The 16,053-nt window shown below is 55.5% G+C and carries 17 protein-coding genes; 5 read left to right on the forward strand and 12 right to left on the reverse strand.

Annotated elements, in window-relative coordinates; all coding sequences use genetic code 11:
- Window position 1: 1 nt before the first annotated feature.
- Window positions 2–892, forward strand: coding sequence for a beta-propeller fold lactonase family protein (locus ACR0IM_RS16250; RefSeq protein ID WP_480682540.1), 891 nt, complete (start codon window positions 2–4; stop codon window positions 890–892).
- A complete protein-coding gene (locus ACR0IM_RS16255) occupies window positions 889–1,707 on the forward strand; it encodes a quinoprotein dehydrogenase-associated SoxYZ-like carrier (protein WP_480682541.1) in 819 nt (272 codons plus the stop codon). Before ACR0IM_RS16250 ends, ACR0IM_RS16255 begins: the two co-directional genes overlap by 4 nt.
- 1 nt (window position 1,708) lies before the next feature.
- Here the strand turns inward: ACR0IM_RS16255 and ACR0IM_RS16260 are convergent, their stop codons facing one another.
- The 7 genes from ACR0IM_RS16260 to ACR0IM_RS16290 form a co-directional block, all read right to left on the reverse strand.
- Window positions 1,709–2,263, reverse strand: a complete 555-nt coding sequence (locus tag ACR0IM_RS16260; RefSeq protein WP_480682542.1) for a PQQ-dependent catabolism-associated CXXCW motif protein — start codon at window positions 2,261–2,263, stop codon at window positions 1,709–1,711.
- A complete protein-coding gene (locus ACR0IM_RS16265) occupies window positions 2,260–3,102 on the reverse strand; it encodes a substrate-binding domain-containing protein (RefSeq protein ID WP_480642248.1) in 843 nt (280 codons plus the stop codon). Before ACR0IM_RS16265 ends, ACR0IM_RS16260 begins: the two co-directional genes overlap by 4 nt.
- Window positions 3,086–3,589: a c-type cytochrome, methanol metabolism-related gene (locus tag ACR0IM_RS16270; RefSeq protein WP_480594670.1), complete on the reverse strand. Its 504-nt coding sequence runs from the start codon at window positions 3,587–3,589 to the stop codon at window positions 3,086–3,088. Before ACR0IM_RS16270 ends, ACR0IM_RS16265 begins: the two co-directional genes overlap by 17 nt.
- Before the next feature lie 69 nt (window positions 3,590–3,658).
- A complete protein-coding gene (gene xoxF5, locus ACR0IM_RS16275) occupies window positions 3,659–5,461 on the reverse strand; it encodes a lanthanide-dependent methanol dehydrogenase XoxF5 (protein WP_480642247.1) in 1,803 nt (600 codons plus the stop codon).
- 132 nt (window positions 5,462–5,593) lie between these two features.
- Window positions 5,594–5,989, reverse strand: a complete 396-nt coding sequence (locus ACR0IM_RS16280; protein WP_480642246.1) for a c-type cytochrome — start codon at window positions 5,987–5,989, stop codon at window positions 5,594–5,596.
- Between the two features lie 16 nt (window positions 5,990–6,005).
- Complete coding sequence (fghA, locus tag ACR0IM_RS16285; protein ID WP_480642245.1) at window positions 6,006–6,839, reverse strand: S-formylglutathione hydrolase; 834 nt, start codon at window positions 6,837–6,839, stop codon at window positions 6,006–6,008.
- A 1-nt stretch (window position 6,840) separates the two neighbouring features.
- Window positions 6,841–7,953, reverse strand: coding sequence for an S-(hydroxymethyl)glutathione dehydrogenase/class III alcohol dehydrogenase (locus ACR0IM_RS16290; RefSeq protein WP_480594666.1), 1,113 nt, complete (start codon window positions 7,951–7,953; stop codon window positions 6,841–6,843).
- A 163-nt stretch (window positions 7,954–8,116) separates the two neighbouring features.
- Between ACR0IM_RS16290 and ACR0IM_RS16295 the strand changes: the two genes are divergently transcribed.
- Together ACR0IM_RS16295 and ACR0IM_RS16300 are read left to right on the forward strand one after the other, a co-directional pair.
- Window positions 8,117–8,731 (forward strand): hypothetical protein, encoded by a 615-nt coding sequence (locus ACR0IM_RS16295; protein WP_480642244.1) that lies wholly within the window; start codon window positions 8,117–8,119, stop codon window positions 8,729–8,731.
- Window positions 8,732–8,761: 30 nt separating this feature from the next.
- Complete coding sequence (locus ACR0IM_RS16300; protein ID WP_480594664.1) at window positions 8,762–9,541, forward strand: pentapeptide repeat-containing protein; 780 nt, start codon at window positions 8,762–8,764, stop codon at window positions 9,539–9,541.
- A gap of 5 nt (window positions 9,542–9,546) precedes the next feature.
- Here the strand turns inward: ACR0IM_RS16300 and ACR0IM_RS16305 are convergent, their stop codons facing one another.
- Entirely contained in the window at window positions 9,547–10,578 is a 1,032-nt protein-coding gene (locus tag ACR0IM_RS16305) for a quinoprotein relay system zinc metallohydrolase 2 (protein WP_480682543.1), read from the reverse strand.
- A gap of 122 nt (window positions 10,579–10,700) precedes the next feature.
- On the opposite strand from ACR0IM_RS16305, the gene ACR0IM_RS16310 reads away from it, so the two are divergent.
- Window positions 10,701–11,513 (forward strand): quinoprotein dehydrogenase-associated SoxYZ-like carrier, encoded by an 813-nt coding sequence (locus ACR0IM_RS16310; protein ID WP_480682544.1) that lies wholly within the window; start codon window positions 10,701–10,703, stop codon window positions 11,511–11,513.
- A 20-nt stretch (window positions 11,514–11,533) separates the two neighbouring features.
- Here the strand turns inward: ACR0IM_RS16310 and ACR0IM_RS16315 are convergent, their stop codons facing one another.
- From ACR0IM_RS16315 to ACR0IM_RS16330, 4 genes are read right to left on the reverse strand one after another with little or no spacing between them, the layout of a single operon-like run.
- Window positions 11,534–11,884: a hypothetical protein gene (locus ACR0IM_RS16315; protein ID WP_480682545.1), complete on the reverse strand. Its 351-nt coding sequence runs from the start codon at window positions 11,882–11,884 to the stop codon at window positions 11,534–11,536.
- Window positions 11,885–11,916: 32 nt separating this feature from the next.
- Window positions 11,917–12,591 (reverse strand): hypothetical protein, encoded by a 675-nt coding sequence (locus ACR0IM_RS16320; RefSeq protein WP_480682546.1) that lies wholly within the window; start codon window positions 12,589–12,591, stop codon window positions 11,917–11,919.
- Window positions 12,592–12,636: 45 nt separating this feature from the next.
- The gene (locus ACR0IM_RS16325; RefSeq protein ID WP_480682547.1) at window positions 12,637–14,892 is read right to left on the reverse strand and encodes a hybrid sensor histidine kinase/response regulator; all 2,256 of its coding nucleotides are present in this window, start codon (window positions 14,890–14,892) and stop codon (window positions 12,637–12,639) included.
- A gap of 2 nt (window positions 14,893–14,894) precedes the next feature.
- Window positions 14,895–16,052 (reverse strand): FIST N-terminal domain-containing protein, encoded by a 1,158-nt coding sequence (locus ACR0IM_RS16330; protein ID WP_480594659.1) that lies wholly within the window; start codon window positions 16,050–16,052, stop codon window positions 14,895–14,897.
- Between the last annotated feature and the right edge of the window lies 1 nt (window position 16,053).

Below are 16,053 nucleotides of genomic sequence, written 5' to 3' on the forward strand. Positions count from 1 at the left end.
GGTGCCAGCAGAGACGGCGTTCATCACTTGCCAAAACGGTGAGGAACTCAGTCGCATTGACCTTTCCGAAATGCAGGAAACGGCCCGCTGGCCGCTGCCGGGCATGCCTGCGGGCGTGGCCGTAGGGTTGGACGGTACGCTGTTCACCGTGTCCCCGGATAGTAAAACGGTGCGGCGTTTGTCTGCAGAAACGGGTGAGGCGATAGCGCAGGTTATGCTCGATGGTGGTCCCATCGGAATCGCGCTAGACCCTGCACGTGGGCGGGTATTTGTATCTGATTGGTTCAACTCTCGTCTTTGGGTTCTGGACAGCGAAAGTCTGGAGGTTCTGACAGAACTGCCAACAGGCACTGCCCCGGCCGGGATCGCGATTTCATCCGATGGACGTTTTCTGGCCTCGGCTGACAAGAACTCCAATCAGGTTTCGGTTTTCGATGCAGAGACTCTACGAACACTTCACATCATAACCGTTGGCACCCGCCCCTTCGGATTGCGCTTTGCCCCTGATGGGCGGCTTTTTGTCGGCAATGTCGGCAGCAATGATGTCAGCGTTGTCGATGTCGAATCCGGCGCGGTCATAGCTACGGTCCCCGTTGGCGAACGTCCTTATGGAATAGCCTTTGCCCACGATCGTGCATTCGTCACGAACCAATATGCCAATACGCTCAGCGTTATCACTCTGGAGACGTTGGAGGACGAAGCTCTGCTTGAGGTCGGGGAATACCCGGAGGGCATCGACGCAACAACCGGCGAGGATCTGGTGGTCGTTGCAAACTGGTTCGACAACACTGTCAGCATCGTGGACCCTAAGTCGCTGTCCGTGGTAGAAACGATAGAAACCTGCGATGGGCCGCGTGCCTTTGGTAGATTTCTGCAAGGAGGAAGACAATGAAGGCTTCTCACCTGATTGCAGCCCTGTTCTGCGTGCTGGTTGCTCCGGCCTGGGCATCGAACGAGGCGTGGGACAATGTCCGCGCGCTTCTCTATGGCGACCGGCCAATGCAGAACGGCGACGCGTTGATCGCGATCGATGCGCCCTATCGCACACCCGATGACACACGGACCGAGCTTGCGGCTCAGGTCGTTGCCCCCAGAGGAACGAATGTAGCGAAAGTGACTTTGGTGTTGGATGAAAACCCGATGCCTGTTTCTGCTGTGTTCGAATTGGATGAACCGCTACCGAGCTTCTACTTCGATGTGACCATGCGCGTGAATGGTCCGACCCCGATGCATGTCATTGCCGAAACCACGGATGGCCGCCTTTGGGTGTCGGAAACCTTCGTCAAAACTTCGGGCCTTGGGGCCTGCGCCGCACCACCCGGAACTGACCCAAAACTGGCGTTGGAAAACCTCGGAACGATGGAGGCCGAACTTGTCGGTCGTGTACCTGCGCTGGATATGCGTTCACGGTTGTCCAATCTAGGTGCGGATCGCGCCAGCAAGATGGATTTGAACATTGATCATCCGTCGCATTCGGGAATGCAGATGGACCAGATTTCCCTGTTGTTCATACCGATGCGCTACGTGGAAACTGTGGATATTGATCTTGATGGCGCGGGTTATGTTCAGATGACCGGATCGATTTCACTGTCTGAAAACCCGAGGGTTGGCATATCTGTTCCGAGCCGGGCACAAGCAGTTGATGTAACGATGACGGATACAGACGGCACCGTCAGCCATTTGCACAAGAAGCTGGCGGGTTTTTGAATCAGCCGTCCCCAGCGACGGGCTGACCTGGAAACGGCTCGACCCGTTCGAGTGGATACCCCCATAAGGCCCAGCCATCGGTGCCTTCTGGGAACCAATAGACGTTGACGTACCCCCATTCGATTGCGCGTCTGGCGGCATTCCAACTCATCCAGCAGTCTTCGAGGCAGAAGAACACAATACCATGCTCAACGTCGCCATTGGTGCTGGCCTCTAACCCGGATCGAAAATAGTCAGCCGTGACGTCAGCGATTGCACCATAGCCGACATTGGGTAGCCAGATCGTTCCGGGGATGCTATCGCGCGGCTTGTCTCGCCAAAGCGTGCCCTCGGGCAGATTGGCTGGCTTAGGTGGCTGTGGCAAAACGTCGATGAACGCGGCGGTCTGATCTTGCCACAGCGCGTGTGCTTCTTCCGGACCGATTGTTGTGCCGCCGGTGACTTGATCCGGCACCGGCGCACGGTAGTGATCCATGCGGTAGTCACTGGGCTCGGGGACGGTCTGCGCCATCGCGGCGGTCGAGATGAACGCAAGTGCCATGAACGCGCGCATCATTGCGACAGGTCCAGCACCTCAGTCCCCAGATCATTCACAAGTGGAACACCGGCCTCGGCCAAAACAGCATTGATCTCATCCTGATTGCGGCGGATCAGTGAATTCAGCTGCCGCTGCCAGACCTTCTCACCCTGCCGTACACCCATGGTGATGCGATAGAACAAACGCGGCGGCAGGTCTTCGTTGACAAGCGGGATCACCTTGAATTCTGGGTAGTCTGCCTTGACCAATGGTCCGCCCAGCGGACCCCAGAGGATGGCCGCATCAATCTCGCCCGATTGCAGGTCATCCAGCATATCGATAGCCGGACTTTCCACGCGTCGATCGACGAAAAGGTTGTAAGGCTTGGCCTGTCCGATCAGTCCATTCCGCGCCATATGCGCCGCCGGCGGGGTACCCGCCACGATCCCGATCTTTCGGCCCTTAAGCGCGGGGTCATTCAACCGATCCACCTGAGCCAGATCGCTGTCCATCGGCACAATCAACGCATAGGCCGAGGTATAGTAGTGGTTGGTATTCTGCACCAACTCATGACCTTGCGCATAGCCGATCACGACATCACATCGCTTCGCAGCGAGTGTGTTTCGAATGAAGCCTGTCGCTTGCGGAAACCAGACATATTGCACCGGCAGTTCCAGCTTTGCGGCAATCAGTTCGGCCAGCCGGTTTTCATATCCAGATCCATCCTCGGACGATACGGGATAATTGGCAGGGTCAGCGCAAACGCGAAAGGCTGTCTTTGACACCAGATCAGAAGTTTGGGCCTGTGCAGGCTGCGCCTGACCAAGCCAGACGCCAAGCACCGTCAGAACAAGACAGGCCTTAACCCATGCACGCATCTTCATCCTCGCGGATCACGTCGGACTTCGCCTCTTTCTTGGGCGGGCGACCTCGTGGGATCGCACCGGATCCATGAGCTTTCAAATATACATAGATATCATCCAGAAAGCACATCACGTTCGGGTTGTCGCCAAATCCCGGCATCACCGAGTTTTCAGCGGCATTCACCACCTGTCGACCATTCGTGACGATGTCGACAAAGTCATAATAATCCATATCCAGCGCTGACTCTTTTAGAGCCGGCGCATAGGTCGAGCCCTCACCATCCGGACCATGACAGACATGGCATTCCGCGTGATAGCGCCGGAAGCCTGAAAATGTCATCCAGTCCACAGTTCCATCCTCGGCCACGTTAAATGTCGGGATATCGTCTTCGGTGTAGTACCGCCCATCCTCGGAATAAGAGACCGCCAGATTGTCAGCAATCGCGGCAACGGGAAAGCAGGACAAAAGAACAGATGCCAGAAGACGTACAGAGTGGTTCATGGAAAGCTCGTTTTTTTACAGGTGAAAACCGGCGCGGTCCGGTCGGGTCGCGCCGGTCAGTTCTTTGGCTTAGTTCGGCAGTGCGAACACAGTCAGCTGACCACCCAGCGCAGTATAGTCACTGAGAGCGGCATAGCCACCCACGGCGCCCAGACCGTCATTTGGGTTAGTCAAACCAGCCGCCAGACCAATACCGGCCCAGCCACCAACACCTGACAGGATGCCGATATACTGCTTGCCACCTTGCTCATAAGTCATCACGTTGCCGATGATGCCGGACGGTGTTTTGAACTTGTACAGCTCTTCACCGGTTTCAGCGTGAACGGCCTTCAGATAGCCTTCGAGCGTCCCATAGAATACAACATCACCCGCTGTTGCCAGAGCACCGGACCAGACCGAGAACTGCTCGGGTAGCGACCACTTGATGCTTCCGTCGGTGTTGTCCCACGCGATGAAATTACCCATACCACCATGGCTATCCGGTGCCGGATACATCGCCAGAGTCGCGCCCACATAAGGCTGACCAGCGGTATAGGAAACGCGGAATGGCTCATAGTCCATGCAGACGTGGTTGGTGGGCACGTACATCAGCTGAGTCTTCGGCGAATAGGCTGCAGGCTGTTGGTCTTTGGTGCCCAGAGCTGCCGGACAGATACCGGTCGAGTTCACGTCCTCGCCGTTCTGTTCCGTCGAATACTGAGCGACCACGGCCGGGCGACCATAGGTCTCGCTGTTGGGATCCATGTCGACGCCCGTTGTCCAGTTCACAACCGGGTCGAACTTTTCGGCCACCAGCAGCTCACCCGTGACACGGTCCATGGTGTATCCCAGGCCGTTGCGGTCGAAATGGGTCAGCAACTTGCGCTCGGTGCCATCAATTTCCTGTTCCGTCAGGATCATTTCATTGATGCCGTCATAGTCCCATTCGTCGTGCGGGGTCATCTGATAGAACCATCTGGCCATACCGGTATCGATATCACGCGCCATGATGGTCATGGACCAGCGGTTGTCGCCCGGGCGCTGCGCCGGGTTCCAAGTCGACGGGTTACCCGTGCCATAGTACATCAGGTTTTCGTCCAGATCCGCAGAATACCAGCCCCAAGTGGTGCCGCCGCCGATCTTCCACTGATCACCTTCCCAGGTATTTGTACCCGAGTCTGCGCCAACCGGCTTACCCAGATGCGTGGTCTTTTCAGGATCAACGAGGATGTCCGAATCCGGCCCCATGGAATAGGCTCGCCAGACTTGCTCGCCCGAGTTCATGTCATAGGCCGTAACCGATCCGCGCACACCAAACTCACCGCCCGAAATGCCAACAATGACTTTGTCTTTGATGGGCAACACAGTGGCTGTGTTGGTTTCACCAATCGCCGGGTCACCATTCTGGACTTCCCAAACAACGTCGCCAGATTTGGCATCCAGCGCCACAACTTTGGTGTCCGCCTGATGCAGGAAGATCTTGCCATCCGCATAGGCCACACCCCGGTTTACGGTGTCACAGCACATCACCGGAATAACGTCCGGGTCCTGCTTGGGCTCGTATTTCCAGACGATCTTGCCGTCATTGGCCAGATCCAGAGCATAGACAATGTTCGGGAACGGCGTGTGAACATACATCATGTCGCCAATCACCAGCGGCGAACCCTCATGCCCGCGCAGAACGCCGGTCGAGAAGGTCCACGCAACCTGCAGATCACCAACGTTGTCGGCGTTGATCTGGTCCAGTTCGGAGTAGCGCTGATTTTTGTAGTCACCCGTTTGGATCGCCCATTGTTTCGAGTTCTCCATCTGGGCAATCAGGTCGTCATTGGCATATGCCGCAGTGGCCAGCGCAATGGCAATCCCGGAGGTCCAAAGCGATAGATTTTTCATTCAATCTCCTCCCTTTCGTGCAGCGTTCTCGCTGCATTACAACACCTCACCCAGGTCGGATTGCGGTGTCTGTTGATGCTCGCCCAGACCGGCCCTTTTGCGGTCACATCGACGGGCGAGCAATGCAATCTCTTACGAACCTGGCTCCTCAAAGGTTGCAAGATATGCGATGATGTTGGTGCGATCGTCCTCTTTGCGCAGACCAGCGAAGGTCATCTTGATTCCCTTCGCATAGTCGCGCGGTTTCGTAAGAAACGCGTCCAGCTCCTCGGGTGTCCAGACCAGCCCTTCTTCGGACAGCGCGATGAGGGTCGGGGAATAGCCAAACCCCTCAACGGTTGCAGCCTGACGCCCAACGATACCGTTCAGCATGGGACCGACTTTGTTTTCTGCTCCCTCGCCCACAGCGTGACAGGCTTTGCACTTGCGGAAGACTTTCTCACCCGCTTCGGGATCGCCTTCGGCACTTGCAAAGGCGGGTGCTAGCATGAGGCAGGTTGCCGTGATTACCGTTCTGAACACTATCATTCTTTCCTTGCTGTTTTCATTGGCTGAGACGTTCGGCGTGCCATTCGACATGATCACGCGCAAAGCTGTTCACGAAGAAATATGAATGATCATACCCTTCCTGAATTCTGATCTGTCCGGGCTGGCGGCGCTTGGCCATCATGTTGGCCAAAGCTTCGGGTTTGAGCAGATCGAGAAACTGATCATCCGCACCCTGATCGATCAGCAGATCCCCTTTCCAGCCGTGTTCTTCCAACAGCAATGTCGCGTCATGCTCGACCCAGGTGTTTTCGTCGTCACCCAGATAGCTGCTGAGCTGTTTGCGGCCCCAATCCGAACGTGTCGGGTGCGCAATCGGCGCAAATGCTGAAAGAGATCTGAATTTGTCAGCGTTCCGTATCGCGATCGTGATCGCGCCGTGGCCGCCCATGGAATGACCCGTGATCCCGTGACGATCCTGAACCAGAAAATTCTTCACAACTATGTCGCGCAACTCGTCAACGATGTAGTCATACATTCTGAAATGCGACCGCCAAGGATCACGGGTGGCGTTCACATAAAAACCTGCCCCCTGTCCCAGATCATAGGCATCATCATCGGCAACGTTGTCACCACGCGGAGACGTATCGGGAAACACAACCGCTACACCATAGTCCGCCGCCGCCTCCTGAAAACCGCCCTTGGTCATCGCGTTTTCATGAGTGCAGGTCAGTCCGGACAAATACCACAGAACAGGCACCGGCCCAGATCTGGCCTGAGGCGGCAGGTAGATGGCAAAGGTCATCTCGCAATCGCATGTCGCGGAGGGATGGGAGTAGACAGTCTGCTCCCCTCCGAAGCTGCGGTTTTGCGAAATGACCTTTAGATCCATGTCAGTACTCCACCACCGCGCGGATCGACTTACCTTCGTGCATCAGGTCAAAGCCGTGGTTGATCTCATCCAGCGTCAATTTGTGTGTGATCATGGGATCAATCTCGATCTTGCCGTCCATGTACCAGTCGACGATTTTCGGGACATCCGTCCGACCTTTGGCACCGCCAAACGCCGTGCCGCGCCACGACCTGCCGGTGACCAGTTGGAAGGGACGCGTCGAAATCTCAGCCCCGGCGGGTGCGACACCGATGATGATGCTTTCACCCCACCCTTTGTGCGCGCATTCCAAAGCAGTGCGCATCACGCCAACATTGCCTGTGGCGTCAAAGGTATAATCCGCACCCCCTCCGGTCAGTTCGACCAGATGCGCCACGATATCGCCGCTTACATTCGAGGGATTCACGAAATCGGTCATACCGAAATGCGTTGCCATCTCTGCTTTGCCATCGTTCAGATCGACACCAACGATCTGATCCGCGCCAGCCATGCGCAGACCTTGGATCACGTTCAGGCCGATACCGCCGAGACCGAACACAACGCCGCGCGATCCGATCTCAACCTTGGCGGTGTTGATTACGGCCCCGATACCAGTGGTGACGCCGCAGCCGATATAGCAGATTTTGTCAAACGGCGCGTCCTTGCGCACTTTGGCCAAGGCGATCTCGGGCACCACGGTGTGATTGGCGAAGGTCGAACAGCCCATGTAGTGATGGATCGGCGTGCCATCAAGCATGCTGAACCGGGTCGTTCCGTCCGGCAACAGACCCGCCCCCTGTGTAGCGCGCACTTTCTGGCACAGGTTCGTCTTGGGGTTCAGACAATACTCGCACTCGCGGCATTCGGGGGTGTAAAGCGGGATCACGTGGTCCCCAACCTCAAGGCTGGTGACGCCTTCACCGACCTCCAATACAACCCCGGCACCCTCATGGCCCAGAATTGCAGGAAAAATTCCTTCAGGGTCATCGCCCGAACGGGTGAACTCATCCGTATGACATAGTCCGGTTGCCTTGATCTCGATCAGGACTTCACCTGCCTTCGGGCCATCCAGTTCAACCTCCATGATTTCCAAAGGTCGTCCCGCCGCCACAGCAACCGCCGCGCGTGTTCTCATTCTGTCTGTCCTCCCTTGCAGCGGAATCATTCTTAGACCGACTGCTTGGTTAGAGTATGAGGGCCAGCCCCGTGTTCTAACAATTAAGACAATGGTGTGTATTGGGTTGAATGGACTTGGCGCGCAGATTTCATGCATACTATCCGCGTGGAGGAGAGCTGAGATGTCGAACGGCAAGCTAATTGTTATGGCCCTGGTGTGGCTCGGCACGGCTGGACCAAACTTTGCCGCAGATTTTTCCGATCCAACCTGGCCGTGTATTCAACGCAAGGTCGAAGATCTGTCACTGGGTCTTATGTGGCCACACCAGATCGCCGATAGTGAATCCGCCCAAAACGACGCCGACATTGACGAAATTGCCGGGCTGCTGGCCCTGAGACGAATTGAGTTGGAAGACCTTCAGCCCCGCGTTGCGGAATTTGCTGCGCGCTACAATGGGGATCCGGATGTTCTGGGATTGGTGTTTCAGCGTGTCTTCGACTCATTATCGAAACGGCGCAAGCGCATAATAGCCGGGATAGGAGAGTTTTCGCTTAACCAGATCGAAATGGCCGAAAAGATTGATCTTGCCCGCGTGGAAATGGAGCAAGCCTTGGCTGCCGACCCACCGGATTATGACCGCGTTGACGCCCTTGAAGAACAGCTGGATTGGGACCAGTTGATCTATACAGACCGTCAGCGCTCGATCACCTATCTTTGCGAAACTCCGCAAATTCTGGAACGCCGTCTGTTTGCGATCTCGCAAATGCTTCAGCAATTGACGTCGGATCAGGGATAATTAGCCGGTCAACAAACGCAGGAGGGACGCATGAAACCCCTACTGATCCTCTTACTAACCCTTGCGCCTCTAACAGCCCTTGGCCAATCACCGCTGAGTGGTGTTGACATGACATTGCCCAAAATGACCGAGGCGCAAATGACCCGTGCCGACGTTGTTGCCCGGCTCGACGCAGCCACAACCGACACCCCCGCCGATTTTACCCGGGTCTGGCTCAACAATCTGGACCTGTCCGGACTGGATTTCAGCAATGCGACCCTGCGAGCGACCTCATTAAACGGCGCCAATTTGTCGGGTTCAAAACTGGACGGCGCAGTTCTGAGCCAGTCCTGGATGATCGGAGCGAACCTTTCAGGCGCATCGCTTGTTGGGGCCGAGTTATTCCAGACCCAACTCAGCAAGGCGGACCTGACCGATGCCGATTTCACAAATGCCAGAACCGCCGCTGACTTCACCAAGGCCAATCTGACCCGAGCGGTGTTCAAAGGGGCAGATTTTTCCGCCGATATGCGCAACCAATCCATGGGCCTAATGCGTGGCGTCCTGACCTCGGCGTACGGGTCAGATGTGGATTTTGCCAATGCACAAATGTCGCGCGCCGATCTGGAATTTGCCAAACTGCCCAACGCAAATTTCACCGGTGCGGACATGTCGATGACCACATTGGGTGGGGCAGACCTGACAGGGGCCACATTGTCAGGTGCTGATTTTACGGATGCCGATTTGACCGCAACGCGGCTGACCGATGTTCAGGGCGCAGATCAGACCAATTTGAAAGCCGCAAAGAACCTGAACCGCGCCATTCGCTGACAGGGCTATTCCCATTCAAGTTCGGTAAATGCGACCGTGGCGTTGCGCGGGTTATAAGCGTCAAACAATTCCCATTGTTCCGCTTCACTTTGAGCGATTGTTTCAACCGCATCGCCCAGTCGCTGACCCGTGTCGATTGCGGCGCGTGTGTCAGTTTCCAACACATCCAGATAGCGCACCATGTCCTCGGCGCCTTCTGGCCAGGCCAGGATCGGGCCACCATGGCCGGGCACGATTTGGGTAATATTCAGCTCGGTCATCTTTTTTAGAACACGCTGCCAGCCGATCAGCTGGCCGTCCAAGGCTGGGGTGTGCCGATGAAACACCAGATCGCCTGCGAACATAACGCCGGTGTTCACATCCTTGACCGTCAGGTCATTCCCGGTATGAGCTCTGGACCAGGCACGCAGGATCAGTTTGCGCCCACCCAGATCAATCTCTTCCTCGGATTCAACAGCGATATCGACAGAAATTGGCCCAACACCCACATAGGCGTCGGAACCGATAGCGGCGCTCAGGCTTTCAACGTAATTGCTCAGTCGGTCCAGTAACGCTCTCTCCAACCCCACATGGCCAATTATCTGCGCCCCTGTCAGGGTCAGCGGCGCAGTTCCGAGAGTGTGATCGGGGTGCATGTGGGTCAAAATGACGTGACTGACGGGTTTGTCCGTCTCTGCCCGAACAGCGCGCCAAATGGCTTCTCCCATCCAGGGAGCTGTTCCTGTGTCGATCACTGCAACACTGTCTAGTCCGATGACAAATCCGATATTCGACACGTCGCCCAGATTGTCCGCGTTAGGCTCTTCAATCAAACCGCGATGCACGAAAAGGCCGGGGGCAACTTCATCAAATTCCAATACCCTCCCAATGGCTTGGCAGACGGGTTCACCGCTGTGACCGTCGGAAAGCGACGGAGGTTGCGCCTTAAGTTTTTGTTCGCACTCAGCTTGATTTTCAGCCTCGTAGCCCGGCAAAAGCTGCTCTCTGCAGGGCTCGGTCGCAGCCTGCGCGCATAGCAAAATCACGGCTTCAAACATGGCAACCCTCCATCCCGAACCTTGGCACAGTTCACTGCCAGAACCACACCGCCTTTCGTCGGCATATAATTTCCCGGGGTTTTGTGGCATAATCCGCGGTACCGGTTGCCGGAGGAAAACACATGGCCAGAGCAATTGCACCCGCAGCGATCCTTTCACTTGCGCTATCCTTGCCCGCTTGGGCGGAACAGCCGGTCAAGAATCCGCTAGTCGACAGCGAAACCTGGCACGACCTGCAATACGATGTGGTGGGCGATGTTCAAATAGGGAGTGCGGATACGCTGCTTTCACTGGACGCACCCTATAGGGCACACGACGCGGCAACGGTGCCCATCGTTCTGAAGCAGCTTGATCCAAATGTCAAAATCTCTGCCGCCACTGTGGTGATCGACGAAAACCCCGCGCCAATCGCAGGTGTCTTCACGTTTTCACCTGCCATGGGTGAGTTGGATTTCGAAATGCGAGTCCGCGTGAACCAATACTCGAATGTCCGCGTGATCGCAGAAACGCCGGAAGGTCTCCGCATGACGGGCCGGTTTGTCAAAGCCTCGGGCGGCTGCTCGGCACCAGCCAGTAAAGACCCCGAGGTCGCTTTGGCGTCGATGGGTAAGATGAAGCTGCGCAGCTTTGGGCAAGAAGCGCAGATTTCAACACCACGCCGTGAAGCACAGATCATGATCCGGCACCCGAACTATTCCGGCTTACAGCGCGATCAGGTTACGCAATTGTTCATTCCTGCGCATTTCATCGACCACATCGAAGTCTGGCAGGGGGATGAGCTGTTGTTCACCATGGACGGCGGTATCTCGATCTCAGAGAACCCGGCATTTCGCTTTTCCTATAACGACAACGGCTCAACCATGTTGACGGTCAAGGCAACGGATACCGAAGGCAACACATTCGAGAAAGATCTGCCCAAGGCTGCGGCCAGCTAACCGGCTGGTTCCCGTTTCACTCAGAAACAGACAACTTCTGCTTCGGCCTGCGCCCGGCGCAGGTCAGCCACCATGTTTTCGGCCAGTACGGCGCTTTTGAAGAACGCCATTCGCTCGCCCCCGACCCGACGCATCGAAAGGACAGTCTCCGCCTGTTCGTATTGTTCATAAGGTAGGATTGAAGCGATCAGATCGATTGAACATGAGCACCGATCCAGCATCTCGCGGGTCTGGCCGTTGGTTACCATGCATGCGAATACGTAATCCGCGCGCGCAGCGGTAGGGTAATCGTTGAGCCGGTCGGCGACGCTTTGTGCTGACGCTGTGATCGGTGCAACCAGAACAGCCGCGACCATAGCTGTACAGGTCATGCGGATACTTTCCCACCTAAGGTCTAGGGCTTTCATTCGCGACCCTCCAGCACGCCTTCAAACTGCATCTCCGATCGATAGATTGCTGCGCCTTCGCCTTCCGGTGCGGCTTCTGCAACCAGGCGCAGATACCAACCCGGAACCTCCTCTGACACCGTAACGCTGAGGACGAGATCTCCGAACCCTTGCATCCGGTCCCGGTTAGGATCCTCAGCGAAAGGACGCATGAGGATGGTCTGTACGGAGATGGTTTTGCCGTCGACCACAGCCTCACCTTCGACAACCTCGGCAGGTTGAACCAGCGCATCTTTGACACGGTTTCGGATGTAGAATGGACTGCCTCCGGCGGATTCAGCCATATCCCGGATGGCGCTTTCGTAAAAAACCATGATCATCGGATTCCCGACGCTGGCCGGGAAAACGCCCATAGCGCGGTGTTTGTCGTTTTGACGAAACTCCAGATGCGCCATTTCGGCCCCGTCTTCCCTGAAACTGAGAGCGATATCGCCGGTATCACGTTCGGCTGCATCGGGCCTGATCTGGTTCGTGACGGTGCGCTGGTAGATCAGTTCCTTATCCCTTGCGATAGTGTCCAGAACCCCATCCTGAAACAGCAATTCATAAGCCTGTTCTGCATCAATCGAGGCCGCAGACGCTGGATTTAAACTCCAAATCGAAATTGCGAGCCCGTATAGAAACACTCTCATGATCTTGTCCTCCCATTGAAGAGAGTATGGGCTAATCGCCCCATGTCACCGCCGACTTTTGTCGGTATCAAACGTCTTGGTAACGATAGCGCGCTGAGTCTTCCATATGATCAAAGACCGGAGCCGAGGCAGTTTTACCGGTTTCGTCATGACCGAAATCTCAAGCTGTAATCCGTCTTTGCGCAAGGCTTCACTGCGATCCGCGGTGATTAAGATTGCCGGAACCTGGGTCTGCGTCATTTCGCGTATCTGACGAATTGCGTTCACTCCGGTTTCACCATCATCCAGTTGATAATCCGCCAGAACGATATCGGGCGGCATTCCGATATCTCTTATGAATTGCAATGCCTCCTGCGGCGACCGGGCTGGCATAACGCTGGCACCATTTTGTTCCAGCCACTGCGTCGTGCCAAATAGAACATCACGGTCATTTTCGATCACTAAAACGATGAAATCGAGCGGCACATCGCTCGTGTTCGCAAGAAGATCAAGGGGTTCAACGGCACTTTGTCCTGCTTCGACCCTGTCCATTTCAATGCTGAACACAGATCCAATACCAGGTTTTGACCGAAGCGACAGCTTATGGCCCAAAAGTCGGCAAGCGCGGTCTACCACTGACAACCCCAGTCCCATGCCAGACCCCAATGGCACATTGTCGGCCCGTGTGAATTCTTCGAAAACGCGTTCCTGATCTTTAAGTGCAATACCAATACCCGTGTCCCAGACTTGCAAGATGACCTTATGACCACGCCTGCGACAGCCCACCAGAACCCGGCCTCCGGGTTCGGTATACTGGATGGCATTTACCACCAGGTTCTGGATCGAGCGAAAAAGATAGACCGGATCAGAGTTTACAGTTTCCGAACACGGAACAACATCAAGCCTCACGTTCTTGGTCTCGGCAACCAGCGTCTGATCGCCTTGTATCCCCTCAATCATCGACGCAAGACTGACATCCGTGGGTGAAACCGTATCCGGATCAGTAGTTTCTAGCCTTGAGATATCCAGCAATGAATGCAACAACTGTTCGGTAGAGCCGAATGCACCGTCCAGCCGCTCCATCATCTCATACAGCTCGGTCTCACGCGTGATCTCCAGCAAGGTAGAAATCATCAGCTTTGCCGCGTTGATCGGCTGAAGCAGATCATGGCTGGCCGCTGCAAGGAATCGTGTCTTGGAAGATACTGCGGCTTCAGCTCGTTCCTTCGCGATCCGCAGTGCCTCTTCCACCCGCGCTTTTTCTTCGTACTCCTGAACCAGCTTGGCGTTTGCATGGGTTAATTCAGCCGTGCGTTCCATGACCCGGTTTTCCAGAGTTTCGGTCGCACGCGCTTCCAGTGTCACGTCTTTGAGTTCGACCAGAAAACCACCATCTGGCAGTTGGTTGACTTGTATGTCCAGAACCCGATCCGATCCGTCGCGCACACGTTTGCGCAGCCAACCCCGACTTTTTAGTTCGTGCTGCCACTTACCGATCCTGCGTTCATCATCGGCCTTGATCAGCCCGCGCGTCCGCATCAGATCCAAGAGCGTTTTCACAGGTACGTTTCCCTGCAACAGAGAGAGCGGCAGGTTCAGAATCTCTCGAAACCGCGCATTATGCATCATGATCTGGGACTCTGACGAGAAAGTGCATACGCCAGAGCTCATGTTTTGAAAAACCGCCTGAAGGTAGTCTTCCTGTCGGTCAATCAGAGTCTCTTTCTCATCGCGGTTTCGACGCACAACCGAAGTGATATCGGTCAGCAAAATAACCACGTTCTGCGATGACGTGTATTGCGCGCTGAGTTGATACCAACGGTCGCCACGCAATTCGATCACGTCGCTTGACACCATGCCCGTGTGGCAATTGCGCTCCAGCGTATCCAACATGTTCGAGATACCATGGTCGGACGAAACGAACTCAGGGCTGCTTTGCACCAATAGAAAGAACCGTCCCAAGCTGAGACCCGGCCCGACAATGTCCGACATGTCCGGGAAGATCGCCTGAAACAGCTCGTTACACAGGTTCAACTCACCATCGGTGAACAGCGCGAACCCTTCTTCCATGGAAGACAGCGCTTTGACGAGACTCTTGCGGGTTTGCTCACGTTCGTATCTGGCGCTTTCAAGTTCGGTGGTTGCGCGCGCCAGATCACGGCTCTGCTCCATCACCTGCTGCTGCAACTCAATCGCGGACTGAAACGCTTGGAAGGCAGACGGACCTACATCTTTCTGGCGATTGGCGCGCCGTATAAGCGCATCAATTATCTTGGCTTGTTTCGAGACCTGGATCTCGAGCGGATCGTCTGGATTCAGCATGGTCAGCTCAGGTCCCGCTTCTCTGGTTCAAAGAAGGCGACCCCCACAAAGGTCTGGTTCATGTGTACACCGGATTGTTGCTCTCCGTAGGTGTTGAAACCAACAACCCGGTGGGATTGCAAAACGTCAGAGACCTGCTTGCTCAGCTGTTTCTGTTCGATTTCCAGTTTGCGCAGAATACAGTCAAACCCAAGGATGAAATCAGGTGCCGATCCGGCATTGTCACGCACATCAAGCCCGGCCTTGAGGGTTTCGATGATCTCCTTCCCGCGCCCCAAAGTCATGATGAGGCCATCATCAATCGCCGCGAGAAAGGACAGTGAGCCCCCCTCCATCGGTTCGCGAATGGCGCGCACGTAGTAATTCAAGTTTTGCCGCAGAAGCAGCGGGTTTTCTGCAAAGACCAGGGGCGAAAGATCCTCGGCCGCGCAGCCGACTAGCCGCGCATATTCCTGTGCGGCCGGAGCGCCATTGATTTCATAGACCACGCGCTCTTCCGGATTGGCATCGGTGATAATGATCTCCGACCCGATTGGCAGGAAATGGTCAAAGCCGATGCCTTGAAAACCAAGGTTGGTCTCAATCAACAACAGGACGGCTGCATTGCTGTAGGCACTGCCGCCATGTAAAATAAACGTTTCTTCATATTGAAGGCCATCTCCGGCAGAGCCGCCAAAAATCGGCAATCCATCAAGAACCGTTTCCAGAGTTGAGACCAGCAGGTCTTCTTGCTTGGACAATCCATCTGAAAACACCAACGCCAATCTGTTCCATCCAGCCGTATGACGAAACCTCTCGGCCTGACGTTGCGCGGTGGCTGCAATTTCCGTCGAGTCCAGCGGTCTGAGTTCCTCGAACAGAATGGAGGAGCATCGAAAGTTGGACTTGGGAAAGGCCAGCAACAATAGCGCATCCGATTCATAACCCGATCGCGTTATTTGCCCCGCAGTAGTGCAGCCGAAAACTGGAACGCCCGCAAGCTTCCAGTTCAGGCGACGCGATATTTCCGCAGGATCATGGTTGCTGGGAACAAAGGCCAAGACGAAGCAAGATGAGAGGCAATCAATGCCCGCGCAGGCTTCTTCAACGGCGATTGTCGGGTCCGAGCTAGTGGAGCGGCCAATAGCAATAAAACTCGGTCCATGTTCCAAATCCCGCATG

The organism is Ruegeria sp. BF6 (genome assembly GCF_056538665.1).

Coding starts and splice junctions, on each gene's coding strand:
- ACR0IM_RS16295 (WP_480642244.1), top strand. CDS start 8,117: ATGTCGAACGGCAAGCTAATTGTTATGGCCCTGGTGTGGCTCGGCACG.
- ACR0IM_RS16305 (WP_480682543.1), bottom strand. CDS start 10,578: ATGTTTGAAGCCGTGATTTTGCTATGCGCGCAGGCTGCGACCGAGCCC.
- ACR0IM_RS16330 (WP_480594659.1), bottom strand. CDS start 16,052: ATGCGGGATTTGGAACATGGACCGAGTTTTATTGCTATTGGCCGCTCC.
- ACR0IM_RS16260 (WP_480682542.1), bottom strand. CDS start 2,263: ATGATGCGCGCGTTCATGGCACTTGCGTTCATCTCGACCGCCGCGATG.
- ACR0IM_RS16320 (WP_480682546.1), bottom strand. CDS start 12,591: ATGAGAGTGTTTCTATACGGGCTCGCAATTTCGATTTGGAGTTTAAAT.
- ACR0IM_RS16255 (WP_480682541.1), top strand. CDS start 889: ATGAAGGCTTCTCACCTGATTGCAGCCCTGTTCTGCGTGCTGGTTGCT.
- ACR0IM_RS16310 (WP_480682544.1), top strand. CDS start 10,701: ATGGCCAGAGCAATTGCACCCGCAGCGATCCTTTCACTTGCGCTATCC.
- ACR0IM_RS16325 (WP_480682547.1), bottom strand. CDS start 14,892: ATGCTGAATCCAGACGATCCGCTCGAGATCCAGGTCTCGAAACAAGCC.
- xoxF5 (WP_480642247.1), bottom strand. CDS start 5,461: ATGAAAAATCTATCGCTTTGGACCTCCGGGATTGCCATTGCGCTGGCC.
- ACR0IM_RS16290 (WP_480594666.1), bottom strand. CDS start 7,953: ATGAGAACACGCGCGGCGGTTGCTGTGGCGGCGGGACGACCTTTGGAA.
- fghA (WP_480642245.1), bottom strand. CDS start 6,839: ATGGATCTAAAGGTCATTTCGCAAAACCGCAGCTTCGGAGGGGAGCAG.
- ACR0IM_RS16315 (WP_480682545.1), bottom strand. CDS start 11,884: ATGACCTGTACAGCTATGGTCGCGGCTGTTCTGGTTGCACCGATCACA.
- ACR0IM_RS16280 (WP_480642246.1), bottom strand. CDS start 5,989: ATGATAGTGTTCAGAACGGTAATCACGGCAACCTGCCTCATGCTAGCA.
- ACR0IM_RS16300 (WP_480594664.1), top strand. CDS start 8,762: ATGAAACCCCTACTGATCCTCTTACTAACCCTTGCGCCTCTAACAGCC.
- ACR0IM_RS16270 (WP_480594670.1), bottom strand. CDS start 3,589: ATGAACCACTCTGTACGTCTTCTGGCATCTGTTCTTTTGTCCTGCTTT.
- ACR0IM_RS16265 (WP_480642248.1), bottom strand. CDS start 3,102: ATGCGTGCATGGGTTAAGGCCTGTCTTGTTCTGACGGTGCTTGGCGTC.